Origin of the sequence: Micromonospora zingiberis (genome assembly GCF_004331455.1) — a bacterium.
In the GTDB taxonomy this organism is placed as follows: Bacteria; Actinomycetota; Actinomycetes; order Mycobacteriales; family Micromonosporaceae; genus Micromonospora; species Micromonospora zingiberis.
Genome location: NZ_SJJR01000003.1, coordinates 482,752 through 508,900, shown reverse-complemented (window position 1 = coordinate 508,900; position 26,149 = coordinate 482,752). Strand labels below are relative to the sequence as shown.

Here is a 26,149-nt window from a genome sequence, read left to right as displayed (position 1 = left end):
CCCCACCACCCCCACCAACTCCCCCCACTCCCCCCGCGCCCCCCACTCCCCCCGTTCCCCCCGCGCCCCCCACCGATCCGTCAGCACCACAACCCCAGAGACCGCCTGGATCTTGGTACGAGACGGCCCCTGGAGGGGCACTGTCGTACCAAGATCGGCAAGGTGGGGATTCACAGGTCGGGGCGCCCTTCGTCGGGGGTGGAGGGGAGGGCGTGGAAGCGGCGGGGAATCCGGCCGGCGCCGGCAGCCAGGCGGCCGGCTTCGATCGCGTGGCGCATCGCGGTGGCCATCGCCACCGGGTCCGCGGCCCGGGTGACCGCGCTGGCCAGCAACACCGCGTCGCAGCCCAACTCCATGGCCAGTGCCGCGTCGGAGGCGGTACCGATCCCGGCGTCCAGGATCACCGGCACGTCGACGCTCTGCCGGATCAGCCGGATGTGGTGCGGGTTGGACACGCCGAGCCCCGACCCGATCGGTGATCCCGCCGGCATCACCGCCGCGCAGCCGACATCGGCGAGCCGCCGGGCCAAAATCGGATCATCCGAGGTGTACGGCAGCACGGTGAACCCGTCGGCGACGAGTTCCTCGGCGGCGCGCAGCAGCTCCACCCCGTCGGGCAGCAGCGTCCGCTCGTCGCCGATCACCTCCAGTTTGACCCAGTCGGTGTCGAACGCCTCCCGGGCCAGGTGCGCCACCTTCACCGCCTCGCCGGCCGTGTAGCAGCCGGCCGTGTTCGGCAGCAGCCGTACGCCACACCGGTCGAGCAGGTCCAGCAGCCCACCCGAGCCACCTGGCACGGCGTCCACCCGGCGCAGCGCCAGGGTGACCAGCTCGGTGCCGGACGCCCGGATCGCCTGTTCGAGCACGTGCAGGTTGGCCGCCCCGCCGGTACCGAGAATCAGCCGGGACCCGAACCGCACCCCGCCGACCTCGAAACCGCTGGAGTCCACGCTCATCGTGGTCACCCGCCCTGCGCGGCGCTGAGCACCTCGACCCGGTCGCCACCGCGCAGCACCGTCGCCGGCCATCCGGTACGCGGCACCACCTCACCGTTCACCGCCACCGCCAGGCCCCGCTGCTGCGCCGTGACCTGCCGGACCAACTCGGCGACCGTGACCCCGTCCGGCACGTCCCGCCCGACACCATTCACCGTCAGTACCACCCTCGTCCTCCTCCCCTGCCCGGCCTCGGCCGGCACCCCCGCACCCCGCCGGCCCGCTCCCGCCACGTCACCCGCCACCCCCAGCCCCAGCCCCACCGCCACGGTCGCCGCCAACGGAGCCAGCGCCAGCGCTGGAAGCAGTGCGAACGCCGGGGACAGGTTCCGGATCCGGGTGGGCGGCGGGGTGGAACCGGTCCGCCTGGAACGGGGTGAGCATCGGGTCGCTCGCCCGGTCGCCGGTGACGAGGCCGGTGATCAGATCCGCGGTGACCGGGGTGAGCACGATTCCGTGCCGGTGGTGGCCGGTGGCCGCCAGCACGTCCGGACGGCCGGGTAGCGGTCCCAGAATCGGAGCGTTGTCCGGCGTACCCGGGCGCAGCCCGGCAACCGCCTCCACCAGGTCGTACTCGGCCAGCTCGGGCAGCAGGTCGACGGCGGCACGCAGCAACCGCAGCACCGCTGCGGCGGACACCTGCACGTCGGAACGTTCCTCCACGGTGGCACCGACGACCACCTCACCGCACTCGCGCGGGACCAGGTAGACGTGCTCGCCGTCGGCGTACCCCCGGATGACGTGCCGGAAGCCCGGCGGACCGCCGCCGGGGGTGCGCAGCCGCAGCACCTGGCCCTTGACCGGGCGGACCGGCAGCCCGGTCAGTGCGGCGGCGCCGCATCCGGCGGCGACCACGGTCACCTCGGCCGCCAGGTCGGACAGCCGCCGGACCGGCTCGGCCACCAGCACCGCGCCGGCCCGCTCGGCGGCGAGCCGCAGTGCCGGCACCAGCCGGCGCGGGTCGACCTGGTGGTCGGTGGCGGCGAGCGCGCCACCACGGACCCGGGGTGCCAGCGCCGGTTCGTAGTCGCGCAGTTGGGAGGGGCGCAGCGGCGTCACCGGCAGTCCCAGCCCCTGTTGGTACGCCCACAGCCGTCGGGCCTCGGCCAGGTCGTCGGCGGTGAGCCCGACCATGAGGGTGCCCTCGGTCCGGTATCCGATGTCGACACCGGTCGCCTCGGTCAACTCGGCGGCGAATCCGGGCCAGCGTCGGGCGGATTCGGTGAGCAGCCCGGTCAGCTCGTGCTCGCCGAAGTACGCCTCGGCAACCGGCGCCAGCATCCCGGCGGCGACGTACGAGGCCCCCGAACCCGGCGCCGGATCGTGCACGACGACCCGCAGCCCACGGGCCGCACACCGCCACGCGATCGCCAGCCCGATCGGCCCCGCCCCCACAATCGCCACCTGCGGTGTAAGGAAGGGCACCCTCTTAACGCCTCCGGTAGAGGAAGGGCCCCCTCTTAACACGTCAGCGCCCCGATCAGCGCTGCGGCGGCGCGGGCGGGGTCGGTCGCTCCGGAGAGCGCACCGACCACCGCCACCCCGTACGCGCCGGCGGCCCGCAACGCGGGCACGTGCTCCGCTGTCACCGCCCCGATGGCGATCACCGGTACGCCGACCGCGCCGGCCACCGCCTGGACGCCGGCCGCCCCGATCGCCGGCGGCAGCCCGTCCTTCGTGGTGGTCGCGCGGTAGGGGCCGACGCCCAGGTAGCTCGCGCCGGCAGTGGTCGCCGCGACGGCGGACCCTGGTTCCCGGGCGGTGGCGCCCAGCACGGCGGCCGGGCCGAGCACCCGTCGAGCCGCCGCCACGGGCAGGTCGTCGGCGCCGACATGGCCGCCGGCCGCGCCCGCCGCCAGAGCCACGTGCAGCCGGTCGTTGACCAGGCAGGTGACGTCGTACGGCTGGCAGAGCGCGACCACCCGCCGGGTGAGGTCGTACGCCTCCCGGTCGGTCGTCGCGTCCTCGACCCGGACCTGGACGACCAGCTCGGCGCGGGCGACCGGCAGGACGGCCTGAAGCACGGCGAGCGGATCCCGCCCGGGCCGGGTGTCGGTGATCAGATGCAGTCGTCCCAGGGACGGCACGGCAACTCTCCTCCCTGCGCCGGCATTACCCGGATCAGGTTCGACGGTCGGGGGCTCACAGCCCCCCTCTCAGCCCGGTCAACCGGGCTCCCGTGGGTTACTTGGGTGTCACCGTACGACAGATCTGCCGGACTGCCAAGGTGTGCCGCCGCGACGGCGGTCCTGCGGCCGGCGTGTTAACAGGGGGCCCTTCCTATACCTGAGGCGTTAAGAAGGGCACCTTCCTTCATCGGAAGGTGGGGGGTTTGCCCGGCTGCGGGGAGGAATGTCACCCCATGTTGCTGAAACGTTACCAATCGAGACCTTGCCATGGACCGATCCGCCGGAACTAATTTGTTCAGCGATTGGCCATAATGCCGGTCGGATGCCCCTGGCAAGGTGTTCGGTCCGGCTCCACCTGGGACGGTACTTCGGCGAACCGGCCCCCGCGACCCGTGTCCAGTAAGGACAAAGGAGACCGGAGTGTCCCGACCACGCCGTGCCCGCGTACCCATCACCGCCACTCTTCTCACCCTCGGCCTCGCCGCGACCGGCCTCGTCGGCACCCCTGCCGCGCAGGCCGCCCCGAGCAGCGTTGCGCAGGCCATCCCCGTCCAGCAGGCCGCGCCCGCGGCCCCGAACGCCGCAGCCGACGACTTCTCGGTCCTGGTCTTCTCCAAGACCGCCGGCTTCCGGCACGACTCGATCCCGACCGGCATCACCGCCATCCAGCAGCTCGGTGCCACCCACGGTTTCACCGTGGACACCACTGAGGACAGTGCCGCCTTCACCGACGCGAACCTCGCCCGCTACCAGGCGGTGATCTGGCTCTCCACCACCGGTGACGTGCTCAACGGCGAACAGCAGGAGGCGTTCGAGCGCTACATCCAGGCGGGCGGCGGCTACGCCGGCATCCACGCCGCCTCCGACACCGAGTACAGCTGGCCCTGGTACGGCGAGCTGGTGGGCGCGTACTTCGCCAGCCACCCGGCGAACCAGACGGCCACGGTGAAGGTGGAGGACCCGGCCCACGAGTCCACCGCCCACCTGCCGGAACGCTGGTCCCGCTACGACGAGTGGTACAACTACCGCACCAACCCGCGTGGCAAGGTGCACGTGCTGGCCACCCTCGACGAGCGCAGCTACTCCCCCGGCGCAGGCGCGATGGGCCACGACCACCCGATCGCCTGGTGCCGGGACTACGACGGCGGCCGGGCCTGGTACACCGGCGGCGGGCACACCCGCGAGTCGTTCGCCGAGCCGCAGTTCCTCCAGCATCTGCTCGGTGGCATCCGTACCGCCGCCGGGGTGAGCGGCGCCGACTGCCGGGCATCGCTGACGTCGAGCTTCGAGAAGGTCACGCTGGACAGCAACACCAGCAACCCGATGGAGCTGGACATCGCCCCCGACGGCCGGGTCTTCTACATCGAGCGCGACGGCCGGGTGCAGATCATCAAGCCGGACACCGGTAACACGGTCACCGCCGTCAACCTCGACGTCTTCACCGGCAACGAGGACGGCCTGATCGGCATCCGGCTCGACCCGGACTTCGCCACCAACAACTGGGTCTACCTCTACTACGCACCCCAGGGTGGCGGCCCGCGCAACTACCTGTCCCGGTTCACCGTGACCGGTGACAGCATCGACCGGGCCAGCGAGAAGGTGGTCCTCCAGGTCGACACGCAGCGCAACACCTGCTGCCACGCGGGCGGCACCATGACCTTCGACTCCGCCGGCAACCTCTACCTGGCCACCGGGGACAACACCAACCCGTTCTCGTCCGACGCGTACACGCCGATCGACGAGCGGCCGGGTCGCAAGGACTACGACGCGCAGGGCACCTCGGGCAACACCAACGACCTGCGCGGCAAGGTGATCCGGATCCACCCGGAGGACGACGGGACATACACCATCCCGGCCGGGAACCTGTTCCCGCCGGGCACCGAGAAGACCCGTCCCGAGATCTACGCGATGGGCTTCCGGAACCCGTTCCGGATGGGCATCGACCTCGCCACGGACGTGCTCTACGTGGCCGACTACGGGCCGGACGCCGGCTCGGCCAACCCGAACCGCGGCCCCGAGGGCCTGGTGGAGTGGAACATCGTCGACCGGCCCGGCAACTTCGGCTGGCCGTACTGCCACGGGTCGAACCGGGCGTACAACGACTACCAGTTCCCGTCCGGTCCGTCCGGTGCCAAGTTCGACTGCGCCAACCTGGTGAACGACTCGCCGAACAACACCGGCCTGACCAACCTGCCGCCGGCCATTTCGGCCACCGTCGACTACGGCTACGCCGCCAACCCGCTGTTCCCCGAGATCGGTGGGGGCGGTGCGCCGATGGGCGGCCCGGTCTACCGGTACGACGCCGACCTCAACTCGGACCGCAAGTGGCCGGCGTACTTCGACGGCAAGGCGCTGTTCGGTGAGTGGAACCAGTCGCGGATGTACACCATGCAGGTCACCCAGGACGGCAAGTCCCTGGTGGACATCAACCGTCTGCTGGAGGGGATGACCTTCATCCGGCCGATGGACTTCGAGTTCGGCCCCGACGGCGCGATGTACCTGATCGAGTGGGGCAGCGGCTTCGGCGGCAACAACGACAACTCGGGGGTCTACCGGATCGACTACATCGCCGGTGACCGGGCACCCATCGCGGCGGCCAGCGCCGACCCGACCTCCGGGCCGGCACCGCTGACCGTGAGCTTCTCCAGCGCCGGTTCCCGTGACCCGGACGGCGGGGTGCTCAGCTACGCCTGGACGTTCGGCGACGGCAACACCTCCGCCGAGGCGAACCCCACCCACACGTACGCCTCGGCGGGCAACTACAACGCCCAGCTCACCGTGACCAACCCGAAGGGTCGGACGGCGGTGGCGAACGTGCCGGTCACGGTCGGCAACACCGTGCCGACGGTCACCATCGAGTTCCCGCCGGACGGCGGCTTCTTCGACTGGGGTGACCAGGTCAAGTACACCATCAAGGTGACCGACCCGGAGGACGGCGAGATCGACTGTGCCGACGTGCACCTCCAGGTGCTCCTCGGTCACGACGAGCACGCCCACCCGCTGGAGCAGCACACCGGCTGCGAGGGCGTGGTGCAGACCCAGCTCGCCGCCGGGCACGGCGCGGAGGCGAACGTGTTCACCGTGCTGGAGGCGACCTATACCGACAAGGGCGGCGCCGGCGGTGCCGGACCGCTCACCGGTCGGGCCCTGGAGATCCTGCAGCCGAAGCGCAAGCAGGCCGAGTACTACTCGAACACCGGCCGGGTGGCGGGCAGCACCGGCGGCGGCGACCCAGGCGTGGTCACGGAGGCCACCGGCGACACCGCCGGCGGTGGCGACAACATCGGCTGGATCGAGGACGGCGACTGGTGGTCGGTCGAGCCGGCGAGCCTGAGCGGGGTCGACGCGATCCGCTTCCGGGTCGCCTCGGCCTCCTCCGGCGGCCGGCTGGAGGTCCGCGCCGGTGCCCCCGACGGTCCGCTGGTCACCTCCGTGGTGGTGCCCGGCACCGGAGCCTGGCAGACGTACACCGACGTCACCGCGCAGGTTCCGGCGAACGCCGACTCGAACGGGAAGCTGTTCTTCGTCGCCCGCCACCCGAGCGGCGGCGCCGGCACCCTGTTCAACGTCAACTGGATGGACTTCCTCGGCAAGGGCGTCACCGACAACGCGCCCCCGGTGGTGACCGCGACGGCCACCCCGACCACCGGCACCGCGCCGGTCACGGTCGCCTTCTCCGGTACGGCCACCGACGCCGAGGACGACACCCCGTTCACGTACGCCTGGGACTTCGGTGACGGCAACACGGCCGCCACCCTCAACGCCACCCACACGTACAACGTCCCGGGCACCTTCACCGCCACCCTCACGGTGACCGACAGTCGGGGCGCGAAGTCGTACGCGACGGTCCAGGTGAAGGTCGACGCGCCGAACACCTCCTGCTTCGGGGCCCGTTCGGACGACTTCGCCGGCAGTTCCCTCAACCGGGACCGGTGGACCACGGTGGTCCGGGAGAACCAGCTGTACTCGGTCTCCGACGGCGCGCTGCGCCTGCCCACCGGGGTGGGTGACCTGTACGGCGATCGCAACGACGCGACCAACCTGGTGTTGCAGGCCGCGCCGACCGGCGCCTGGCAGGCCACCACGAAGGTGACCGTGCCGGTCGCCGCCGACTACCAGCAGGCCGGTTTGATCATCTACGGCGACGACGACAACTACGCCAAGGTGGGCCTGCTCTACGGTGGCAGCCGCAAGGTGGAGTTCATCAGGGAGACCGCCGGCACGCCGCGCAACGAGGCGGCCGACAGCACCGCCGCTCCCGCCGGTGACACCATCCACCTGCGTCTGATCAGCGACGGGACGAACCTGACCGCGGCCTTCTCGGCCGACGGGCAGACCTTCACCCCGGTCGGTCGGGCGGCGGCGCTCGCCGGGATAACCAACCCGAAGATCGGTCTCTTCGCGCTCAACGGTGGCACCACCGCGCCGGTGGTGGACGCGGTCTTCGACTGGATCCAGTTCACGCCGGACGCCCCGGCCGGACCGGTCGAGCCGTCGGACGAGTTCACCGGTGGCACGTTGGACAAGTGCCGCTGGAACGCGATCGTCCGGGAGGACCCGGCCGGTTACCGGGTCAACGGCGGTTCGCTGAGGATCGACGTCCCCAACGGTGACATCTACGGCACCGGCAACACCGGGCCGACGAACTTCATCCTCCAGAACGCGCCGGAGGGCGACTGGACCCTGGAGACGAAGGTCGACGGCAGCCTGCTGAACGAGCAGTACCAGCAGGCCGGTCTGCTGGTGTACGCCGACGACGACAACTACCTCAAGTTCAACTACATCGTGGACAACCAGGCCGGCCAGCCGGTGTCGCGGCGGATCGAGTTCCGCAGCGAGATCGGCGGGGCGGTGCAGAACCCGCAGCCGCAGGCGTCGAACCTGACCGAGTCGGTGTGGCATCTGCGACTGGCCCGCAGCGGCAACACCTTCACCGCGTCGTACTCGGCCGACGGCACGACCTGGACGGTTCTGCCGGAGCTGACCAGCGCGGCGGTCGGTGCCACGCCGAAGGTCGGTCTGTTCACCCTCGGGGCCAACCAGGCCGCCTCGAAGACGGCGTCGTTCGACTACTTCCGGCTCTCCGCCGGCGAGCCGGCCGACGACGTCCCACCGGTGACCACCGCCGTGGTCTCCGGTACGCCGGTCGAGGGCTGGCACACCGGGCCGGTGACGGTCACGCTCTCCGCCACCGACTCCGACGGTGGTAGCGGCGTGGCCCGCACCGAGTACCAGCTCGACGGCGCCACCGCCTGGACCACCTACACCGATCCGGTGCAGGTGACCGGGGACGGCGAGCACGAGCTGCGGTTCCGTTCCGTCGACGAGGCCGGCAACGTGGAGGAGACGAAGACGGTCACCGTCAAGATCGACGCCACCGCACCGGTCAGTACCGCGGCGTTCGCTGCGGCGAACGACGAGGGCTGGCACGACGGGGCCATCCCGGTGGTGCTCACCTCGACCGACGCCGGATCCGGGGTGAAGCTGCTGGAGTGGTCGCTGGACGGCGGCGCGTGGACGCCGTACACCGAGCCGGTCGAGATCAGCGGCGACGGCACCCACGAGTTGCTGTACCGGGCCACCGACAACGCCGGCAACGCCGAGACGCTGAAGTCGGCGGTGGTGCGGATCGACGGCACGAAGCCGACCCTGCTGGTCTCCGGCATCGCCGACGGCCAGCTCTACGGCGACAGCCAGGACGTCCGGGTGTCCTGGCAGGCGGTCGACCCGACCTCCGGCATCTCGACCGTGGTCGGCACGCTCAACGGCCGGCCGTACGCCAGCGGCACCCTCCAGGCGATGTACGAGCTGCCGTTGGGCCTGCACGAGCTGACCGTGACCGCGACCGACAAGGCGGGCAACTCCACCACCGCGACGGTCCGGTTCTTCGTCACCACCTCGTTCCGGGACATGCAGAACCTGCTGGACCGGTTCAAGGCGACGGGGCGGCTGTCGAACAAGGCGTACGACCAGTTGTCGAAGCAGCTCGAAAAGGTCCGCAAGGAGGAGGCCAAGGGCAAGGACGACAAGGCGATCAAGGAACTGATCAAGTTCCGTGACCTGGCCGGCGACGCCAAGCTGGTCACCGAGGCGGAGATCCGGGAGGTGCTGATCCGGGACGCCGACGCGATGATCGTCCGACTCGGCGGCACGGCCAGCAAGGCGGGCGTACGGGCCAACGACGGCAAGTCCGTCACCGGCACCGGGCGGCTCGGTGGTGATCCCACCCGGCTCGCACCCGGCCGTCGCCTGTGATCTCCGGGGCCCCGTCCGGCATCGTCCGGGCGGGGCCCCGCTCCATCGAAGTGAGGAGGCACCTGTGCCGCGTATCCGGACGGCGGTCACCGCCGTGCTCACCGGACTGCTCCTGGCGGTCCTCTCCGCGACCCCGGCCGTGGCACACGGCGACAAACTCAAGTTGACGGTGGCCGGTGACGGTGCCGACGGGGTGACCATCCAGGCGACGTACGCCGACGGGCACCAACTGGACACGGTGGTCCGGTTGGTCCTCACCGCCACCGGGGCGCAGGGGCGCACGGTCGGCCCGGTGCAACTGGAACCGGCCGCCGAGGGCCAGGGCTTCTACACCACCGGCCCGATCCTCTCCCCCGGCGAGTGGAAGGTGCGGGTGAAGGCACCCGCGCCGTACACCGGCGCGGCTTCCGCGCAGGTGCAGGCGCGGGTGGCGCAAACTCCGGCGCTGGCCCCCGTCGCGGAAACCCGGGACGCGGAACCGGCCCGGGCGGACCGCTCCACCGCCGACGCGGAGGCACCCGGTTGGTGGTGGGCGGTGGGGATCGGCGTCGCCGCGCTCGTCGTCGTGGCGCTGACCGCGCCGCTGCTGGGCCGGCGTCGCAGCCGGCCCTAGAGCAGAACGCAACGGCCCGGCACGCGTCGCGTGCCGGGCCGTTGCGGGTTCCGGGCCGCAGCGGCCCGGACTATCGGCGGTCGAGCACCTCGCGGAGCGCCTTGAGATCGGCGGCGCTGGGCTGCCAGGAGCCGGCTGCCGCGTTGGCGCGGACCTGCTCGGCCGTGGTCGCACCAGCGATGACCGAGGTCACCGACGGTTGCGCGGCCAGCCCGCCGATGGCCACGTTGAGCACGGGTACGCCCCGCTCGGCGGCGTACGCCTCGATGGCCTCGATGGTGTCCCAGTCGGCAGCGGCGAGCCGTTGGGCGTACCGGCCGCCGCCGGCCAGCCGGCTGCCCGCGGGCGGGGCCTCGCCACGCTGGTACTTGCCGGTGAGCAGCCCGTTGGCCAGCGGGAAGAACGGCAGCATGCCGAGCCCGAACCGTTCGCAGGCGGGCAGCACCTCGATCTCGGCGTCCCGGTTGAGCAGGCTGTAGTGGTTCTGCGCGCTGATGAACCGGCTCAGTCCACGGGTCTTCGCCGTCCAGTCGGCGTCGGCGATCTGCCAGCCGGCGAAGTTGGAGTTGCCCAGGTAGCGCACCTTGCCGGCGCGGACCAGGTCGTCCAGGGCGGCGAGCGTCTCGTCGATCGGGGTGCCCGGGTCGGGCTCGTGGAACTGGTACAGGTCGATGTAGTCGGTGTCCAGCCGGCGCAGCGACGCCTCCACCGCCCGGATCACGTACCGCCGCGAGCCGCGTACCCCGAAGTCCCGCCCGTTGCCGCCACTCATCGACATGCCGAACTTGGTCGCCACCACCACGTCGTCCCGGCGCCCCTTGAGGGCCGCACCGAGCTGTGCCTCCGACGCCCCGTGCGGCTCGCCGTAGATGTCGGCGGTGTCGAAGAAGTTGATCCCGACGTCGAGGGCGGCGTCGACCACCGTGCGGGTGCCGTCGAGGTCGAGTTTGCGGCCGAAGTTGTTGCAGCCGATCCCCACGACGGACACCACGAGCCCGGAGTCGCCCAGCCGGCGATAGGTCATTTCAGTCACGAGATCAACCATATGCCGCGCCGTTGACGGCCGGGCGGTCAGTGACATCCCACGGTCACGCTCGGCCAGCCACGTCCCACACCGGTTCTTCGGTCTCCACCACCTCGCCGTCGCCGCGGAACAGCAGGAACCGGTCGAAGGTCCGGGTGAACCAGCGGTCGTGGGTCACCGCGACCACCGTGCCGGAGAAGGCAGCCAGGCCGGCCTCCAGCGCCTCGGCCGAGGCCAGGTCGAGGTTGTCCGTCGGCTCGTCGAGCAGCAGCAGGGTCGCCCCGGACAGTTCCAGCAGCAGCACCAGGAAACGCGCCTGCTGTCCACCGGAGAGGCTGCCGAAGCGCTGGTCACCCTGGCCGGCCAGTTCGTACCGGCTGAGCGCGGCCATCGCCGCGTGCCGGTCCATGCCGGCCCGGTGCTCGTCGCCCCGCCAGAGCACCTCGACCAGCGTCTTGGCCATCAGCTCGGGCCGGTCGTGGGTCTGCGAGAAGTGCCCGGGACGTACCCGGGCGCCGAGCCGGGCCACCCCGTCGTGCGCCACCGGGGCGAGCGCCGCCGCCCCGTCGACCGGGCCGTTCGCCGGGTCCGGATCCGTTCCGCCCCGGGCCAGCAGGCGCAGGAAGTGCGACTTGCCGGTGCCGTTGGCACCGAGCACCGCGACCCGGTCGCCGTACCAGACCTCCAGGTCGAACGGGTAGGTCAGGCCGTCGAGCTCCAGTTGCTCACAGACCAACGCCCGTTTGCCGGTACGGCCACCGGTCAGCCGCATCCGGATGTCCTGGTCCTTCGGCGGTACGGGCGGCGGCCCGGCCTCCTCGAACTTGCGCAGCCGGGTCTGCGCGGCCTGGTACCGCGAAGCCATTCCCGAGTTGTACGCGGCCTTCTGCTTGTACATCAGCATCAGCTCGCGCAGCTTCTCGTGCTCCTCGTCCCACCGCTTGCGCAGCTCGTCGAGACGGTCGTGCCGGGCCACCCGGGCGGAGTGCCAGCTGGCGAAGCCACCCGGGTGCACCCAGGCGCTGCCACCCTCCACGGCGACCACCCGGTCGGCGGTGTGCGCCAGCAGCTCCCGGTCGTGCGAGACGTAGAGCACCGACTTGCTGGACTCCCGCAACCGGGCCTCCAGCCAGCGTTTGCCGGGTACGTCGAGGAAGTTGTCCGGTTCGTCGAGCAGCAGCACCTCGTCGGGGCCGCGCAGCAGCAGTTCGAGCGCGAACCGCTTCTGCTGACCGCCGGAGAGGGTGCGTACCGGCCGCTGTCGCGCCGCGTCCCAGGGCAGGTCGAGGACGATGGTGGCGACGGTGTCGAAGAGCACCTCGGCGTCGTACCCGCCGGCCTCGCCCCAGGCCGCCAGCGCGTCCGCGTACGCCAGTTGGGCCTTGCCGGCGGCGGTGCTGTACTTGCCGCGCAGCTCGGCCGCGCGCATGGCCGCCTCGGTCTCGGCCAGCCGGCGGCCGGCGTCGCGAAGCGGTGGCGGGGCCAGCGACAGGGCCAGGTCGGCCAGCGTGGACTCGTCACCGATCATGCCGATGAACTGACGCATCACGCCGAGGCCGCCGGTCCGCGCGATGGTGCCGGTGCGCACCGGTAGGTCACCGGCGACCATCCGCAGCAACGTCGTCTTGCCGGCGCCGTTCGGTCCGACCAGCGCCACCTTGGCGCCCTCACCGACCCGGAACGACACGTCGGCGAAGAGTTCCCGCCCGTCCGGCAGGACGTACCCGACCGTCGCCACGTCCACGTATCCCACGCGGGCATCCTGCCCGAGCCGGGCCGGTCGGCCAACCTATTAGCTCCAGCGGGGGGTCACCGGGTGACGCGCAGCACCCGGAAGCCCTTCTGGCTGGCGTGCCGCCCGACCTGCCAGCCCTGCTCGGTCAGCCAGCGGTGCAGCGAGTCGCCGCCGAGGTGACGGCCGACCACCAGCCAGGCCACCCCGTCCGGGGCCAGCCGGGGCAGCCAGTGCAGCAACAGTTGGTGCAGCTCGTCCTTGCCGACGCGGATGGGCGGGTTCGACCAGATCTGGGCGAAGCGGAGATCGGCGGGAACCTCTTCGGGCGCCGCCACCCGCATCCGGTCGGCGAGGCCGAGCCGGGCCGCGTTGGCGGCGGTGAGTTCCCGGGCCCGCTCGTTGACGTCCACCGCCCACACTGTCGCCGTCGGCGCGACGGTCGCGAGTACGCAGCCGATCGGGCCGAAGCCGCAGCCCAGGTCGAGCAGGGCGCCGCCGGTCGCGGCCGGCGGCAGCTCGGCCTTGCGCAGCAGCACCGCGGTGCCGGGGTCGAGGCGGGTCGCCGAGAACACCCCGGCCGCCGAGGCCAGGGTGAAGTCGCGGCCGGCGATGGTGAACTGCACCTCGCGCGGCTGGGCGGATGCGCTCGGTGCGGTGGTGAAGTAATGGTCCCCGGTCACGCCGGCCATTCTCGCACCGGACCAGATCGCCCCGGCGGGACGGAGTCCTTGGCAGACTCGACACGATCAACCGGTGCGTTTTTCCCAAATTACCTACTAAAGGGTTAAACATCCCTAGTCTGGACGGCATGGTTTATCGGTACGACTCCGATGAGGACGCCTACGCCCCGTACCGGGAGGGCGAGTCCGAGGGGCAGCCAACACCCACGACCGGTCCTGCCAAGGCCGGGCCGTCGCCGTCGCGCTTCCCCACACCGTCGCTGCCGCGGCCCAACCAACTGATGCTGCCCTCGATGGCGGCGTCCGCAGCCGCTCCCCCGCCACCCCAGGAGCCGCCCCGCCACGACCCCGCCCCGCCGGAGCCGGTCCCCCGCTATGACCCCCCGCCACCGGAGCAGTTCGATCCGACGCCGGTCGCCGCACCTCCGCCGCCGCAGGAGCCGGCCGCCACGCCGCCACGACCACGCCGTGGCGGCGGTCGGGTCTGGCAGCTGCTGATCAGTGGTGCCGCCGCGCTGGTGCTGCTCGCCCTCTGTGGCCTGACCGCCGCGACGCTGATCGACGGCAGGCAGCTGATCGGCCAGCAGGCGGCGCCGAGCACCGCGCCCGAAACCACCCGGGACACCGACCCGGCCCAGGCGAGCGACCTCGACTCCCGCGACACCGACCAGGCGCCGCTGACCGCCCGGGAGGTCTTCCCCGGCAGTAACCTGGCGATCGGTGGCGGCCAGAGTGGGTACGAGGTGCTGCGCACCCAGTCGAGCGCGAGTTGCCCGGTGGCTGCCACCGGCGAGGTCGCGGATCTGCTCGTCCGGCTCGGGTGCAGCCAGGTCGTCCGGGCCACCCTCCGGACCCCCGACCAGGAGCACCTGGTCACCGCCGGACTGTTCAACCTGACCGACCGGTCCAGCGCGGACCGGGCCCGGGACCGGATCCGCCAGGTGCTCGACGAACGGCAGGGCCGTTTCCGCGGTATGGCGGCAGGCGACGGCACCGAGGTCGTCACCACCGCCCCGGCCCGCGTCGGCTGGCAGGTACGCGGCCACTACGTCGCGTACGCGTTGGTCACCCGGGCCGACGGCGCCACCATCCGCTCCGGCGACACCGTCGTCCGCGAGATCCTCTACGACATGCTCGAAATGCACCTGAACCGCGAGGTGCTGGAGCGACGGGCCAACGGCGGCATCGCCAACCAGCCGACCCCGACACCCAACGACAGCACCGGCAGTCAGGACGAGTCCACCGGTAACTGAACCGGTCCGACACGGACAGCACGCGGGGACCAGGCGCAGCGCCCGGTCCCCGCGTCGTCGTACACCCCCGTCGACAGGTTCGTCAGGCGTCGGCCGGCACCCGCAACCGCCGGGTCGCCTCGGCGCGGCGGGCGTACTCGGCGGGATCCTCCGGGTAGCCCACCGCCACCAGGGTCAACCCGTGTGCCGGCGCCACACTCACCTCACTGGACCGCTCCCGCCGGCTGAGCAGACCCGTCGGCCACTCCACCGGCCGGCGGCCGTCCCCGACGACGAGCATGGCACCGACCAGGCTACGCACCATCGCCTGGCAGAACGCGTCGGCCTGCACGGTGGCGACCAGGAGGCCGTCCGGGTCACGCCGCCAGTCCAGCCGGGTCATCTCCCGCAGCGTGGTCGCGTTCTCCTTGCGCCGGCAGTACGCGGCGAAGTCGTGCTCCCCCACCAGCCCGGCCGAGGCGGCGGCGAGCCGATCCAGGTCCAACGGGCGCGGCCAGGCCAGGACCTCGTGCCGGCGCAGCGGCTCGGCCCCCCACGGGGCGTCGGTCACCCGGTACTCGTACCGCCGGAAGGTCGCCGAGAAGCGGGCGTCGAAGGTGGCCGGTACCTCGGTCATCGCGCGGACCCGTACGTCGCCCGGCAGCAACCGGGCCAGCCGGCGCAGCAACCCGCCCTCGTGCGTCCGCCACACCTGCACCGGCAGATCGAGGTGGCAGACCTGCCCGGAGGCGTGCACCCCGGCGTCGGTGCGCCCGGCCACCGTCAGCCCGGTCGCGGTGCCGGCGCCGAGCACCAGGTCCAGCTTCTCGACCAGCACCCCGGCGACGGTACGGCGATCCGGCTGGGCGGCCCAGCCGGAGAAGTCCCCGCCGTCGTACGCGACATCCAGCCGGAGCCGGATCCGCTCGTCCACGTCGTACCTCCTAGGGACGAGTCGGGCCCGGCACCCCGTGAGGGATGCCGGGCCCGACAACAGCCTGGATCAGGCCTTGCCTTCCTCGGTGGCCAGGTCGCTGTCCTCGCGGGCAGCGGCCGTGTCACCGGACGCCGACACCGGAGCCTCGGCATCCTGGTCGGCCGACCGGGCGGCCGGGGTCTCCTCGGCCGGGGCCAGCGCCTCGACCTTGTCCTGCTGGGCGGCCTTGCGGGCGGCGGTCTTGCGGTTCGCCGTCGGCTCGGTGACCTGCAGCTCCTCGACCAGCTCGATGATCGCCATCGGCGCGTTGTCACCCTTGCGCGGGCCGGTCTTCACGATCCGGGTGTAGCCGCCGTTGCGGGTGGCGTACCGCGGCGCGATCTGGTCGAACAGGGAGTAGACCACGTCCTTGTCCTTGACCACACCCGCCACCCGCCGACGCGAGGCGAGGTCGCCCCGCTTGGCCTTGGTGATGAGCTGCTCGGCGAGCGGGCGCAGCCGCCGGGCCTTGGTCTCGGTGGTCTTGATCTTGCCGTGCTGGAACAGCGCGGTGGCCAGGTTGGCCAGCATCAGCCGCTCGTGCGCGGGGCTGCCGCCGAGGCGGGGGCCCTTGGTGGGCGTGGGCATGCTTGGTGCTCCTCAGGTGTGGCGGCAGCGCGGACTAGAGCTGCTCGGTCTCGCGGTAGTCGTCGGTGTCGTAGTCGGCCTCGCCGAAGGCGTCCACGACGTGCGCCGGGTCGAAGTTCGGAGCCGAGTCCTTCAGCCCCAGACCCATCCCGGCGAGCTTCATCTTGACCTCGTCGATCGACTTCTGGCCGAAGTTGCGGATGTCGAGAAGGTCGGCCTCGGTACGCCCGATGAGCTCACCAACGGAGTTGATGCCCTCGCGCTTGAGGCAGTTGTAGGAGCGGACGGTCAGGTCCAGCTCCTCGATCGGCAGGGCCAGGTCCGCCGCCAGCTGCGCGTCCTGCGGGGACGGGCCGATGTCGATGCCCTCCGCCGTCTCGTCCAGCTCCCGGGCCAGCCCGAACAGCTCCACCAGCGTCGAACCGGCCGAGGCCAGCGCGGTACGCGGGCCCATCGACGGCTTGGTCTCGACGTCGATGATCAGCCGGTCGAAGTCGGTCCGCTGCTCGACACGGGTCGCCTCGACGCGGTACGTCACCTTGAGCACCGGCGAGTAGATCGAGTCGACCGGAATCCGGCCGATCTCCGCACCCGCCTGCTTGTTCTGCGCCGCCGTGACGTAGCCACGACCCCGCTCGACGGTCAGCTCCATGTCGAGCCGGCCCTTGCCGTTGAGGGTGGCGAGCTTCAGGTCCGGGTTGTGCACCGAGACACCGGCCGGAGGCTGGATGTCACCGGCGGTCACGTCGCCCGGGCCCTGCTTGCGCAGGTACATGCTGACCGGCTCGTCGTGCTCGGAGCTGACGCAGAGCTCCTTGATGTTCATGACGAGCTCGACCACGTCCTCCTTGACGCCGGGGATCGTGGTGAACTCGTGCAGCACACCGTCGATCTTGATCGAGGTGACCGCCGCACCCGGGATGGACGACAGCAGCGTACGCCGCAGCGAGTTGCCCAGGGTGTAGCCGAAGCCCGGCTCCAGCGGCTCGATGGTGAACCGGGACCGGGTCTCGTTGATCGACTCCTCGGAGAGGGTCGGTCGCTGGCTGATGAGCATGTCTTCTCTTCTCTTCCGGGGCGCCCGCCATATGACGCCCACGACACAAACTGTTCCGGTGGCCCGCCCCGGCCGGGGCGGGCCACCGCAACGAGCTTCTACTTGGAGTAGAGCTCGACGATCAGCTGCTCCTGGACCTGGGTGTCGATCACCTGGCGGGCCGGGAGCGAGTGCACGAGGATCTTCAGCTGGCTCGGGATCGCCTCCAGCCACGCCGGGACGGTCCGCGAGCCGGCCTCACCCTGCGCCACCAGGAACGGGGTGATTTCCTTGCTCTTGGCACGCACCTCGATGATGTCGTGCGCGCTGACCCGGAACGACGGGATGTCGACCTTCTTGCCGTTCACCGTGAAGTGACCGTGCTTGACCAGCTGACGGGCCATGTCCCGGGACTTGGCGTAGCCAGCCCGGTAGACCACGTTGTCCAGCCGCGATTCGAGGATCTGCAGGAGGACCTCACCGGTCTTGGCCTGCTTGGCCACGGCCTCCTCGTAGTAACCGCGGAACTGCTTCTCCAGCACGCCGTAGACCCGACGCGCCTTCTGCTTCTCACGGAGCTGGAGCAGGTACTCCGTCTCCTTGGTGCGGCCGCGGCCGTGCTGCCCGGGCGGGAACGGCCGGGACTCGAACGGGCACTTCGGACCATCGCACTTGCTGCCCTTGAGGAACAGCTTCATCTTCTCCCGCCGGCAACGGCGGCAGTCAGCACCGGTGTAACGAGCCATCTCTCTCTAACCTCTCAGACCCGGCGACGCTTCGGCGGACGGCATCCGTTGTGCGGCTGCGGGGTGACGTCGGAGATCTGCCCGACCTCCAGGCCCACCGCCTGCAACGAACGGATGGCGGTCTCCCGGCCGGAGCCGGGACCCTTGACGAACACGTCGACCTTGCGCATGCCGTGCTCCATGGCCCGACGCGCGGCGGCCTCGGCGGCCAGCTGCGCGGCGAACGGGGTCGACTTGCGGGAGCCCTTGAAGCCGACCTGGCCCGCGGAGGCCCAGGAGATGACGGCACCGGTCGGGTCCGTGATGGACACGATGGTGTTGTTGAAGGTGCTCTTGATATGCGCCTGCCCGTGGGCGACGTTCTTGCGTTCCTTGCGCCGGACCTTCTTTACAGCGGCTCCGGCACGAGCCTTCGGTGGCATAAGTCTGTGCGCTCCTGAATTGGTTCTCGGTCGGGTTCTGGCTCTTCGCCCCGTTGATTCGATGGGCACCGGTTCCGGTTGGAGCCCGGCCCACCTCGGCGGAGAACGACCAGAATTCCGGTTTAAGAACTACTACTTCTTGCCGGGCTTCTTCTTGCCGGCGACCGTCCGCTTCGGGCCCTTGCGGGTCCGGGCGTTGGTACGGGTCCGCTGGCCACGGACGGGCAGGCCCCGGCGGTGCCGGATGCCCTCGTAGCAGCCGATCTCGACCTTGCGGCGGATGTCAGCGGCGACCTCGCGGCGCAGGTCGCCTTCAACCTTGTAGTTGGCCTCGATGTGGTCCCGGAGCTGGACCAGCTCCTCGTCCGTGAGGTCCCGGGCGCGCTTGTCCGGCGAGATGCCGGTGGCAGCGAGCGTCTCCAGGGCGCGGGTGCGACCCACGCCGAAGATGTAGGTGAGCGCGATCTCCAGCCGCTTTTCGCGGGGGAGGTCGACGCCGACTAGACGTGCCATCTGTGGGCGTACTCCTTGTGGTTTCTCGCGGAGGTGTGGACCCGTCCCACCCTGCTACCGACCACCCCGTCTCCTCCGGCGCGTCGTGCGCCGGCGACCGGGATCGGTCGCTGCCCAAGCAGGCCCCGGCCTCCGACCGGGGGTCAACCACGAGAAAGTACGCGCTGCGCACCGCTCGCGGCTGGGACGAGCATGTGTGATGTGCTGGCTGGATCTGCGGCCCGGACGCGCCTCGACCGACCGTCGGTTGCCCGGTCGGCCGTGACGACTCAGCCCTGGCGCTGCTTGTGGCGCGGGTCGGTGCAGATGACCATGACCCGGCCGTGCCGGCGGATCACCCGGCACTTGTTGCAGATCCTCTTGACGCTCGGCTTGACCTTCACGGTTGCCTTACTTCCCATCTGGCCCGGCGCCACGAGGCGCGACACCGGACGTCGAAGACGGACACGGGACGTTCCCGGCCGTCGTCAGGATTACTTGTAGCGGTAGACGATGCGCCCGCGGGTCAGGTCGTACGGCGAGAGCTCGACGACGACCCGATCCTCCGGCAGGATGCGGATGTAGTGCTGCCGCATCTTGCCGCTGATGTGAGCCAGCACCTTGTGGCCGTTGGCGAGCTCCACCCGGAACATGGCGTTCGGCAGGGGCTCGATGACCCGACCTTCGATCTCGATGGCTCCGTCTTTTTTCGGCATGTCCTCCGCTGTCCTGACGTCGGTTGCTCCGGACGGCTCACAACGTCTTACACGGGTGCCTGATCAAGATCAGATTTCCCGCGCCAGCCGCGGCTCCGCGTCCCACCGAAGCGCTGGTGGGCATGGCGGAGTGGACGCTGTGCGCCGATCAGAAAGTGTACGCCCGCCAGCACGCCGTCGCCAAACCGACCGGCCAGCAAGCCCGGAAGGCTACGACAAACGTGACGTTCAGGCGTCCCGGTCAGGATATCGCCGTTGCTCCGCGAGCCCGGGTTCGGCCGCCTGGTAATCCGCGTCACCCTCTCGACCCGGCACCTCGGCCCGGCCATCCATCCCCTCGGGTACCCCACGGTCGTCGCCGGCCCGCACCCCGGACCCGCCGCCTGCGGCGGAGCCCTCGGTGGCCTCGGCCGGGCCCACCTCGCCCTGGTCGCGGCGGGCCTTACGCTCGCGCTTGAGCGCCTTCTTCTCCGCCCGCCGCTGCCGGCGCCGCTCCTGCTGCGCCGCCGACCGCTGAGGCTCGCCGCTGGCCAGGCCGCTGATCGTGCCGACCAGGACCACCGCACCCCAGGGACCGGCCACCCAACCCGGCCAGAAGTAGAGCAACTCGCCGGCGGCCAGCGAGGTGACCGCCCAGATCGCCACCAGGATGCCGACGACCCGCAGCCACGGCTCCCAGACCTCGGCCAGCCAGCGCGCGGTCACACCCCGCCCACCAGCGGACAGTGCCGGTGCCGGCTCCGCGCCCGTCCGCTCAGCCGGCACCCCACCCGAACGCTGGGTAGGGGCCACGCCCGCAGTCGGCGCCAGCGCACCCGCAGCGGGCAGATCACCCACCAGGGCGTCCAACTCGGCATAGGTACGCGCCGCATAGGCCCCTTGCAGCCGCTCGTCGTACTCGTGCAGATCGAGCCGGCCCTCGTCCAGGGCGACCCGGAGCCGTTCGGCGACGACCTGCCGGTCTGCGTCCGCTGCTCGCATGTCGTCGCGCCGTTCCATACCGGCAAGCATGCCATCGCGCTGCCAGGTCGGCGACGCGGCGAGGATCAAGGGTCGCTGGATGCCCCCGCCGCCACCTGGCCGCTGGTGTACGCACCCGCGAGCGGCACCACGCAGCTCGCCCGTTCGCCCGCCCGGCCCGGACGGGCTCAGACAGCGGGTGAGTTGCTCGGCTGGCGGGCGGTGACGAGGCCACCCAGGCGCGCTCGCCCGCCGTCCGGGGCGGTCAGCACCCAGACCCCGTCCGGCAGCAGCGCCATCGTGTGCTCGACGTGCGCCGCACGCGACCCGTCCCTGGTCACCACCGTCCAGCCGTCGGCCAACTCGACGGTACGCGGTGAACCCATGGTGATCATCGGCTCGATGGCCAGCGCCATGCCCGGCACCAACCGGGGACCCTTGCCCGGCCGGCCGTGGTTGAGCACGTGCGGGTCCTGGTGCATCTCGGTGCCGATGCCGTGGCCGCCGTAGCCGTCGACGATGCCGTACCGGCCCGCCTTGCGTACGGCGTTCTCCACGGCGTGCGAGATGTCGGTCAACCGGCCCTTACCGCTGGCCGCGCCCCGGGCAGCGGCGGCGATGCCGGCCCACATGGCGTCCTCGGCGACCTTCGCCATCCGCAGCAGCGCCGGGTCGACCTCGCCCACGCCGACGGTGATCGCCGCGTCGCCATGCCAGCCGTCGAGCACCGCGCCGCAGTCGATCGAGATCAGGTCACCTGCGGCCAGCGCCTGCTCGGGCGAGGGGATGGCGTGCACGATCTGCTCGTTGACCGACGAGCAGATCGACGCCGGAAAGCCGTGGTAGCCCTTGAAGGAGGGCACCGCGCCGGCCTCGCGGATCGTGGACTCGGCGATCGCGTCCAGGTCGGCCGTGGTCACCCCGGGCGCGACCGCCTCCCGCATCCGACGCAACGCCTCCGCGACCACCAGGCCGGCGGCGCGCATCTTCTCGATCTGCTCGGGAGTTTTCAGCTGGATGTCCAGCTGGGGACGACGCATCGAGCCGCTACCTTTCGTTGCCACAAAACAGCGGGGCACGCCGAGCGTACCCCGCTGTTCGCACTCTATCCGGCCGGCCGTCAGCCGACGCCGGTCAGCCTCCGTAGGACCGCAGGGCATCGATCGCGCGGACCGTGACGTCCTCCACCGGGCCCGTCGCGTCGATGCCGACCAGCTTGCCCTGAGCACCGTAGTAGTCCACCAGCGGCGCGGTCTTCTCCGCGTACTCCCGCAGGCGGGCGGCGATGGTCTCCGGCTTGTCGTCGTCGCGCTGGAACAGCTCGGCCCCGCAGCGGTCGCAGATGCCGTCCCCGGAAGTCGGGTCGAACTCGACGTGCCAGATCTTCCCGCAGCCCCGGCAGGTGCGCCGGCCGGACAGCCGCCGGATCACCTCATCGTCGTCGACCACCAGTTCGAGCACGATGTCCAGCGCCGTCCCCAGGTCAGCGAGGAGCTTGTCCAGCGCCGCAGCCTGCGGGGTGGTGCGGGGGAAGCCGTCGAGCAGGAAGCCCTCGGCGGCGTCCGGCTCGGCGAGCCGGTCCCGCACCATGTTGATGGTGACCTCGTCCGGCACCAGCTTGCCGGCGTCCATGTACCGCTTGGCCTCGACGCCCAGCGGCGTGCCCTGCGACACGTTGGCCCGGAAGATGTCGCCGGTCGAGATCTTCGGCACCGACAGGTGCGCGGCGATGAACTCGGCCTGCGTGCCCTTGCCCGCGCCCGGCGGGCCAACCAGAACCAGTCTCATCTACCGCAGGAACCCTTCGTAGTTCCGCTGCATGAGTTGGCTCTCGATCTGCTTGCTGGTTTCGAGAGCCACACCGACCATGATCAGAACAGCGGTGCCGCCGAACGGGAAGTTGAGGTACTGCTGCCGGTCCAGCCAGATGAAGAAGAAGTTCGGCAGGATCGAGATGATCGCGAGGTACAGCGCCCCCGGCAGGGTGATGCGGCTGAGGATGAAGTCCAGGTAGTCGGCGGTGGGCTTGCCGGGGCGGATGCCCGGCACGAAGCCGCCGTACTTCTTCATGTTGTCCGCGACCTCGGTCGGGTTGAACGTGATCGAGACGTAGAAGTACGTGAAGAAGATGATCAGCAGGAAGTAGACCGCGATGTAGATCGGGCTGGTCGGGTCGACCAGGTTGTTCTGGATCCACGCCTGGGTCTTGCCCGGGTTGTTCTGGTCGAAGAACTGGAGGGCCAGCTGCGGCAGGTAGAGCAGCGACGAACCGAAGATGACCGGGATGACACCCGCCTGGTTGACCTTCAGCGGGATGTAGGTCGAGGTGCCGCCGTACATCCGCCGGCCGATCATGCGCTTGGCGTACTGCACCGGGATGCGGCGCTGGGCCTGCTCGATGAAGGTGACCGCAGTGATGACCACCAGCACCAGGGCGATGACGAGGAAGAACTTGAACCAGCCCTGGCTCTCCTTGATCCGCCAGCCCTCGCTGGGCAGCCGGGCGGCGATCGAGGTGAAGATCAGGACGGACATGCCGTTGCCGACGCCGCGGTCGGTGATCAGCTCACCGAGCCACATGACCACACCGGTGCCGGCGGTCATCGTCATCACCAGGACGGACAGCGTCAGCCAGTCCGGGATGCCGGTGCCCTGCGGGATGATCGGGAACTCGTCGCACTGGTTGTTGAACAGCTGGCCGGAGCGGGCCAGCGCCACGAACGCCGAGGCCTGCAGAACGCCGAGCCCCAGGGTCAGGTAACGGGTGTACTGGGTGATCTTCGCCTGGCCGGCCTGGCCCTCCTTACGGAGCTGCTCAAGCCGGGGGATCACCACTGTCAGCAGCTGCAGGATGATCGACGCGGTGATGTAGGGCATGATGCCCAGCGCGAAGACCGACAGCTGGAGCAGCGCACCGCCCGAGAAGAGGTCGAGCAGGTTCAGCACCCCGGTCGAGCCCTCGATGGTGTCGAGGCACTTCTGCACGTTGCCGTACGAGACACCTGGGCTGGGCAGGGTGGCGCCAAGCCGATAGATCGCGATGATGCCTACTGTGAACAGCAGCTTCTTGCGCAGGTCAGGCGTACGGAACGCACTGAGAAAGGCGGACAGCAACTTCTTCCTCCTGCGCGAGGCGGGCCGCCGGGCATCCCTGGCGGATCGGGGTGGGTGCCGGGCAGGTGCCCGATATCCATGGCTGGGAAGGGACTCTAACAGCCCGATCCCGGTCCGGGCAGATGTGCCCGGCTACATAAACCGAATCCGATGTTACCGGGCGCACACGCCCGTCGTAGACCACGGCGCCCGCCAGCTGGGATCAACTGGCGGGCGCCATGCGTTTGTGCAGCTTACAGCTCTGTGACCGCGCCGCCGGCGGCGGTGATCTTCTCCTTGGCCGACGCGCTGAAAGCGTGCGCCGAGACCTGGAGCGAGACACCACCCAGGTCCCCGGAACCGAGGACCTTGATCGGCTGGCCCTTGCGGACCGCGCCGGCCTCGACCAACTCGGCCGGGCCGACCTGGCCACCGTTGGGGAACAGCTCAGCCAGACGGTCCAGGTTTACCACCTGGAAGACCACCTTGAACTTGTTCTTGAAGCCCTTGAGCTTCGGCAGGCGCATGTGGATGGGCATCTGCCCACCCTCGAACGCCGCCGAGATGTTCTTCCGGGCCTTGGAACCCTTGGTACCGCGACCGGCGGTCTTGCCCTTGGAGCCCTCACCACGACCCACACGGGTCTTCGCGGTCTTGGCCCCCGGCGCCGGACGCAGGTGGTGGACCTTGATCGTCATTACTCGACCTCCTCGACCTTCACGAGGTGGTTGACCGCGAAGATCATGCCGCGAATCTCGGGCCGGTCCTCCTTGACCACCACGTCGTTGATCCGCTTGAGACCGAGCGAACGCAGCGACTCACGCTGGTTGTGCTTGGTCCCGATCTCGGAACGGACCTGGGTGACCTTCAGCCGTGCCATCAGGAAGCCACCCCCGCCCGCGAGGCCAGCATGGCGGCCGGAGCGACGTCCTCCACCGGCAGGCCCCGACGCGCCGCGACGGCCTCGGGGGACTCCAGCCCCTTCAGCGCAGCCACGGTGGCGTGCACGATGTTGATCGGGTTCGACGACCCGAGGCTCTTGGAGAGCACGTCGTGGATGCCCGCGCACTCCAGCACGGCACGAACCGGACCACCGGCGATGACGCCCGTACCGGCCGAGGCCGGCTTGAGCAGCACCACACCGGCAGCGTCCTCGCCCTGCACCGGGTGCGGGATCGAGGAGCCGATCCGCGGCACCTTGAAGAAGTGCTTCTTGGCCTCCTCGACACCCTTGGCGATAGCCGCGGGCACCTCCTTGGCCTTTCCGTAGCCCACGCCCACGGTGCCGTCGCCGTCGCCCACGATCACGAGGGCGGTGAAGCTGAAGCGACGACCACCCTTCACGACCTTGGCGACACGGTTGATCGCGACGACCCGCTCAAGGTGCGGGGTCTTCTCGGCGGGCGCGTTTCCGCGGCCGCCCTCACGGCGGTTGTCGCGGCGACCACCCTCGTTGCCACCGGACCCGCCGCCACGGCGCTGTTGACCTGGCATCAGCAGCCTTCCTTTTCTCTCGTGACGGGGATTGTCAGAACTCGAGCCCGGCTTCGCGGGCAGCGTCGGCAAGCGCGGCGACCCGCCCCGCGTACCGGTTGCCACCGCGGTCGAAGACGACCTTGGACACGCCAGCGGCCTTGGCCCGCTCGGCGAGCAGGGTGCCGACCTTGCCGGCCAGGGCGCTCTTGTCGCCCTCCGTGCCGCGGACCGAGGCGTCCAGGGTCGAGGCCGACGCCAGGGTGTGCCCCTTGGTGTCGTCCACGATCTGGGCGACGATGTGCCGCAGCGAACGGGTGACGACCAGGCGCGGACGCTCGGGCGTACCGCTGACGCTCTTGCGGACCCGGAAGTGCCGACGCGCACGCCCGACGGCACGCTTGGCGGCGACGCCGCGGCGGCGCTTGAGCAGCGTGGCGCTCACTTCTTACCTGCCTTTCCGGCCTTACGTCGGATGACTTCACCCTGGTACTTGACGCCCTTGCCCTTGTAGGGCTCCGGCGGGCGAATCTTCCGGATGTTGGCGGCGACCTCACCGACCTGCTGCTTGTCGATGCCGGCCACGTGGAACAACGTCGGCTTCTCCACCGTGAAGGTGATGCCGTCGGGCGCGGGCACCGTCACCGGGTGCGAGAACCCGAGCGCGAACTCGAGATCCTTGCCCTTGGCGGTGACCCGGTAACCGGTGCCGGAGATCTCCAGGCTCTTGCGGTAGCCCTCGGTGACCCCGACGATCATGTTGGCGACCAGGGTACGGCTCAAGCCGTGCAGTTCCTTGGCCTTGCGCTCGTCGTTCGGGCGGTTGACGCTCAGCTGCCCGTCCTCGGCCCGCTCGATGGAGATCGGCTCGGCCAGAGTGTGCGACAGCTCGCCCTTGGGGCCCTTGACCTTCACGGTCTGGCCGTCGATCGTCACGTCGACGCCGGACGGCACCGGGATCGACTTACGTCCAATACGCGACAT

General features: G+C 70.5%; 26 protein-coding genes, 1 pseudogene and 1 riboswitch. Of the genes and pseudogenes, 3 read left to right on the top strand and 24 right to left on the bottom strand.

The features are described 5' to 3' along the window. Nucleotides 1–170: 170 nt before the first annotated feature. The 4 genes from E0H26_RS07705 to E0H26_RS07690 all read right to left on the bottom strand — a co-directional run bounded on the left by E0H26_RS07705 (nt 171) and on the right by E0H26_RS07690 (nt 3,082). Nucleotides 171–956, bottom strand: coding sequence for a thiazole synthase (locus E0H26_RS07705; protein WP_131302577.1), 786 nt, complete (start codon nt 954–956; stop codon nt 171–173). A gap of 5 nt (nt 957–961) precedes the next feature. Next, nucleotides 962–1,162: a sulfur carrier protein ThiS gene (gene thiS / locus E0H26_RS07700; RefSeq protein WP_131302575.1), complete on the bottom strand. Its 201-nt coding sequence runs from the start codon at nt 1,160–1,162 to the stop codon at nt 962–964. A 67-nt stretch (nt 1,163–1,229) separates the two neighbouring features. Then, on the bottom strand, nt 1,230–2,462 hold the full coding sequence (gene thiO / locus E0H26_RS07695) for a glycine oxidase ThiO (RefSeq protein WP_420812796.1): 1,233 nt from the start codon (nt 2,460–2,462) through the stop codon (nt 1,230–1,232). Next, nucleotides 2,456–3,082 (bottom strand): thiamine phosphate synthase, encoded by a 627-nt coding sequence (locus E0H26_RS07690; protein ID WP_131302573.1) that lies wholly within the window; start codon nt 3,080–3,082, stop codon nt 2,456–2,458. Before E0H26_RS07690 ends, thiO begins: the two co-directional genes overlap by 7 nt. Beyond that, nucleotides 3,077–3,186: riboswitch (TPP riboswitch) on the bottom strand. It overlaps the preceding gene by 6 nt. Before the next feature lie 358 nt (nt 3,187–3,544). Between E0H26_RS07690 and E0H26_RS07685 the strand changes: the two genes are divergently transcribed. Then, nucleotides 3,545–9,379 (top strand): ThuA domain-containing protein, encoded by a 5,835-nt coding sequence (locus E0H26_RS07685; RefSeq protein ID WP_131302571.1) that lies wholly within the window; start codon nt 3,545–3,547, stop codon nt 9,377–9,379. Between the two features lie 64 nt (nt 9,380–9,443). Next, the gene (locus tag E0H26_RS07680) at nt 9,444–9,992 is read left to right on the top strand and encodes a hypothetical protein (protein ID WP_131302568.1); all 549 of its coding nucleotides are present in this window, start codon (nt 9,444–9,446) and stop codon (nt 9,990–9,992) included. A gap of 70 nt (nt 9,993–10,062) precedes the next feature. Here the strand turns inward: E0H26_RS07680 and E0H26_RS07675 are convergent, their stop codons facing one another. The 3 genes from E0H26_RS07675 to E0H26_RS07665 all read right to left on the bottom strand — a co-directional run bounded on the left by E0H26_RS07675 (nt 10,063) and on the right by E0H26_RS07665 (nt 13,431). Beyond that, the gene (locus tag E0H26_RS07675) at nt 10,063–11,016 is read right to left on the bottom strand and encodes an aldo/keto reductase (RefSeq protein WP_131302649.1); all 954 of its coding nucleotides are present in this window, start codon (nt 11,014–11,016) and stop codon (nt 10,063–10,065) included. A gap of 64 nt (nt 11,017–11,080) precedes the next feature. After that, nucleotides 11,081–12,769, bottom strand: coding sequence for an ABC-F family ATP-binding cassette domain-containing protein (locus E0H26_RS07670; protein ID WP_131302566.1), 1,689 nt, complete (start codon nt 12,767–12,769; stop codon nt 11,081–11,083). A gap of 56 nt (nt 12,770–12,825) precedes the next feature. Next, entirely contained in the window at nt 12,826–13,431 is a 606-nt protein-coding gene (locus tag E0H26_RS07665) for a class I SAM-dependent methyltransferase (RefSeq protein ID WP_131302564.1), read from the bottom strand. A gap of 128 nt (nt 13,432–13,559) precedes the next feature. Here E0H26_RS07665 and E0H26_RS07660 point away from each other — a divergent pair, with 128 nt between their 5' ends. Then, nucleotides 13,560–14,684 carry a hypothetical protein gene (locus E0H26_RS07660; protein WP_131302562.1) on the top strand — a complete coding sequence of 375 codons (1,125 nt, stop codon included), beginning with the start codon at nt 13,560–13,562 and terminating at the stop codon, nt 14,682–14,684. A gap of 82 nt (nt 14,685–14,766) precedes the next feature. On the opposite strand, the gene truA is transcribed toward E0H26_RS07660, so the two are convergent. The 17 genes and pseudogenes from truA to rplF form a co-directional block, all read right to left on the bottom strand. Next, nucleotides 14,767–15,597, bottom strand: coding sequence for a tRNA pseudouridine(38-40) synthase TruA (gene truA / locus E0H26_RS07655; RefSeq protein WP_131302560.1), 831 nt, complete (start codon nt 15,595–15,597; stop codon nt 14,767–14,769). A gap of 69 nt (nt 15,598–15,666) precedes the next feature. After that, a complete protein-coding gene (gene rplQ / locus E0H26_RS07650; protein WP_131302558.1) occupies nt 15,667–16,227 on the bottom strand; it encodes a 50S ribosomal protein L17 in 561 nt (186 codons plus the stop codon). Nucleotides 16,228–16,261: 34 nt separating this feature from the next. After that, nucleotides 16,262–17,284 carry a DNA-directed RNA polymerase subunit alpha gene (locus E0H26_RS07645; protein WP_013735931.1) on the bottom strand — a complete coding sequence of 341 codons (1,023 nt, stop codon included), beginning with the start codon at nt 17,282–17,284 and terminating at the stop codon, nt 16,262–16,264. A gap of 98 nt (nt 17,285–17,382) precedes the next feature. After that, a complete protein-coding gene (gene rpsD / locus E0H26_RS07640; RefSeq protein WP_131302556.1) occupies nt 17,383–18,009 on the bottom strand; it encodes a 30S ribosomal protein S4 in 627 nt (208 codons plus the stop codon). Between the two features lie 14 nt (nt 18,010–18,023). Beyond that, nucleotides 18,024–18,431, bottom strand: a complete 408-nt coding sequence (gene rpsK, locus E0H26_RS07635; RefSeq protein ID WP_007073011.1) for a 30S ribosomal protein S11 — start codon at nt 18,429–18,431, stop codon at nt 18,024–18,026. Between the two features lie 132 nt (nt 18,432–18,563). Then, entirely contained in the window at nt 18,564–18,944 is a 381-nt protein-coding gene (gene rpsM / locus E0H26_RS07630; RefSeq protein WP_013735933.1) for a 30S ribosomal protein S13, read from the bottom strand. A 269-nt stretch (nt 18,945–19,213) separates the two neighbouring features. Then, nucleotides 19,214–19,327 carry a 50S ribosomal protein L36 gene (gene rpmJ, locus E0H26_RS07625; RefSeq protein ID WP_012184307.1) on the bottom strand — a complete coding sequence of 38 codons (114 nt, stop codon included), beginning with the start codon at nt 19,325–19,327 and terminating at the stop codon, nt 19,214–19,216. A 90-nt stretch (nt 19,328–19,417) separates the two neighbouring features. Beyond that, nucleotides 19,418–19,639, bottom strand: a complete 222-nt coding sequence (gene infA / locus E0H26_RS07620) for a translation initiation factor IF-1 (RefSeq protein ID WP_007073013.1) — start codon at nt 19,637–19,639, stop codon at nt 19,418–19,420. Nucleotides 19,640–20,050: 411 nt separating this feature from the next. Next, nucleotides 20,051–20,620: pseudogene (locus E0H26_RS07615) on the bottom strand (DUF1707 SHOCT-like domain-containing protein); the annotation flags it as partial. Between the two features lie 167 nt (nt 20,621–20,787). Then, nucleotides 20,788–21,639, bottom strand: coding sequence for a type I methionyl aminopeptidase (map, locus tag E0H26_RS07610; protein ID WP_131302554.1), 852 nt, complete (start codon nt 21,637–21,639; stop codon nt 20,788–20,790). 94 nt (nt 21,640–21,733) lie between these two features. Next, complete coding sequence (locus E0H26_RS07605) at nt 21,734–22,387, bottom strand: adenylate kinase (RefSeq protein ID WP_131302552.1); 654 nt, start codon at nt 22,385–22,387, stop codon at nt 21,734–21,736. Then, nucleotides 22,388–23,713: a preprotein translocase subunit SecY gene (secY, locus tag E0H26_RS07600; protein ID WP_131302550.1), complete on the bottom strand. Its 1,326-nt coding sequence runs from the start codon at nt 23,711–23,713 to the stop codon at nt 22,388–22,390. A gap of 233 nt (nt 23,714–23,946) precedes the next feature. Then, nucleotides 23,947–24,390, bottom strand: a complete 444-nt coding sequence (gene rplO / locus E0H26_RS07595; protein ID WP_131302548.1) for a 50S ribosomal protein L15 — start codon at nt 24,388–24,390, stop codon at nt 23,947–23,949. Beyond that, nucleotides 24,390–24,572, bottom strand: coding sequence for a 50S ribosomal protein L30 (rpmD, locus tag E0H26_RS07590; protein ID WP_111215551.1), 183 nt, complete (start codon nt 24,570–24,572; stop codon nt 24,390–24,392). Before rpmD ends, rplO begins: the two co-directional genes overlap by 1 nt. Continuing rightward, nucleotides 24,572–25,186 (bottom strand): 30S ribosomal protein S5, encoded by a 615-nt coding sequence (gene rpsE, locus E0H26_RS07585; protein WP_131302645.1) that lies wholly within the window; start codon nt 25,184–25,186, stop codon nt 24,572–24,574. Before rpsE ends, rpmD begins: the two co-directional genes overlap by 1 nt. A gap of 34 nt (nt 25,187–25,220) precedes the next feature. Continuing rightward, a complete protein-coding gene (gene rplR, locus E0H26_RS07580; RefSeq protein WP_131302546.1) occupies nt 25,221–25,610 on the bottom strand; it encodes a 50S ribosomal protein L18 in 390 nt (129 codons plus the stop codon). Next, nucleotides 25,607–26,149, bottom strand: a complete 543-nt coding sequence (gene rplF, locus E0H26_RS07575) for a 50S ribosomal protein L6 (RefSeq protein WP_131302543.1) — start codon at nt 26,147–26,149, stop codon at nt 25,607–25,609. Before rplF ends, rplR begins: the two co-directional genes overlap by 4 nt.

Excerpts from the sequence above, each read along its gene's own strand:
- E0H26_RS07705 (WP_131302577.1), bottom strand. The coding sequence starts at position 956 with ATGAGCGTGGACTCCAGCGGTTTCGAGGTCGGCGGGGTGCGGTTCGGG.
- E0H26_RS07675 (WP_131302649.1), bottom strand. The coding sequence starts at position 11,016 with ATGACCTATCGCCGGCTGGGCGACTCCGGGCTCGTGGTGTCCGTCGTG.
- E0H26_RS07660 (WP_131302562.1), top strand. The coding sequence starts at position 13,560 with ATGGTTTATCGGTACGACTCCGATGAGGACGCCTACGCCCCGTACCGG.
- rplQ (WP_131302558.1), bottom strand. The coding sequence starts at position 16,227 with ATGCCCACGCCCACCAAGGGCCCCCGCCTCGGCGGCAGCCCCGCGCAC.
- E0H26_RS07645 (WP_013735931.1), bottom strand. The coding sequence starts at position 17,284 with ATGCTCATCAGCCAGCGACCGACCCTCTCCGAGGAGTCGATCAACGAG.
- rpsD (WP_131302556.1), bottom strand. The coding sequence starts at position 18,009 with ATGGCTCGTTACACCGGTGCTGACTGCCGCCGTTGCCGGCGGGAGAAG.
- rpsK (WP_007073011.1), bottom strand. The coding sequence starts at position 18,431 with ATGCCACCGAAGGCTCGTGCCGGAGCCGCTGTAAAGAAGGTCCGGCGC.
- rpsM (WP_013735933.1), bottom strand. The coding sequence starts at position 18,944 with ATGGCACGTCTAGTCGGCGTCGACCTCCCCCGCGAAAAGCGGCTGGAG.
- infA (WP_007073013.1), bottom strand. The coding sequence starts at position 19,639 with ATGCCGAAAAAAGACGGAGCCATCGAGATCGAAGGTCGGGTCATCGAG.
- map (WP_131302554.1), bottom strand. The coding sequence starts at position 21,639 with ATGCGTCGTCCCCAGCTGGACATCCAGCTGAAAACTCCCGAGCAGATC.
- E0H26_RS07605 (WP_131302552.1), bottom strand. The coding sequence starts at position 22,387 with ATGAGACTGGTTCTGGTTGGCCCGCCGGGCGCGGGCAAGGGCACGCAG.
- rplO (WP_131302548.1), bottom strand. The coding sequence starts at position 24,390 with ATGACGATCAAGGTCCACCACCTGCGTCCGGCGCCGGGGGCCAAGACC.
- rpmD (WP_111215551.1), bottom strand. The coding sequence starts at position 24,572 with ATGGCACGGCTGAAGGTCACCCAGGTCCGTTCCGAGATCGGGACCAAG.
- rpsE (WP_131302645.1), bottom strand. The coding sequence starts at position 25,186 with ATGCCAGGTCAACAGCGCCGTGGCGGCGGGTCCGGTGGCAACGAGGGT.
- rplF (WP_131302543.1), bottom strand. The coding sequence starts at position 26,149 with ATGTCGCGTATTGGACGTAAGTCGATCCCGGTGCCGTCCGGCGTCGAC.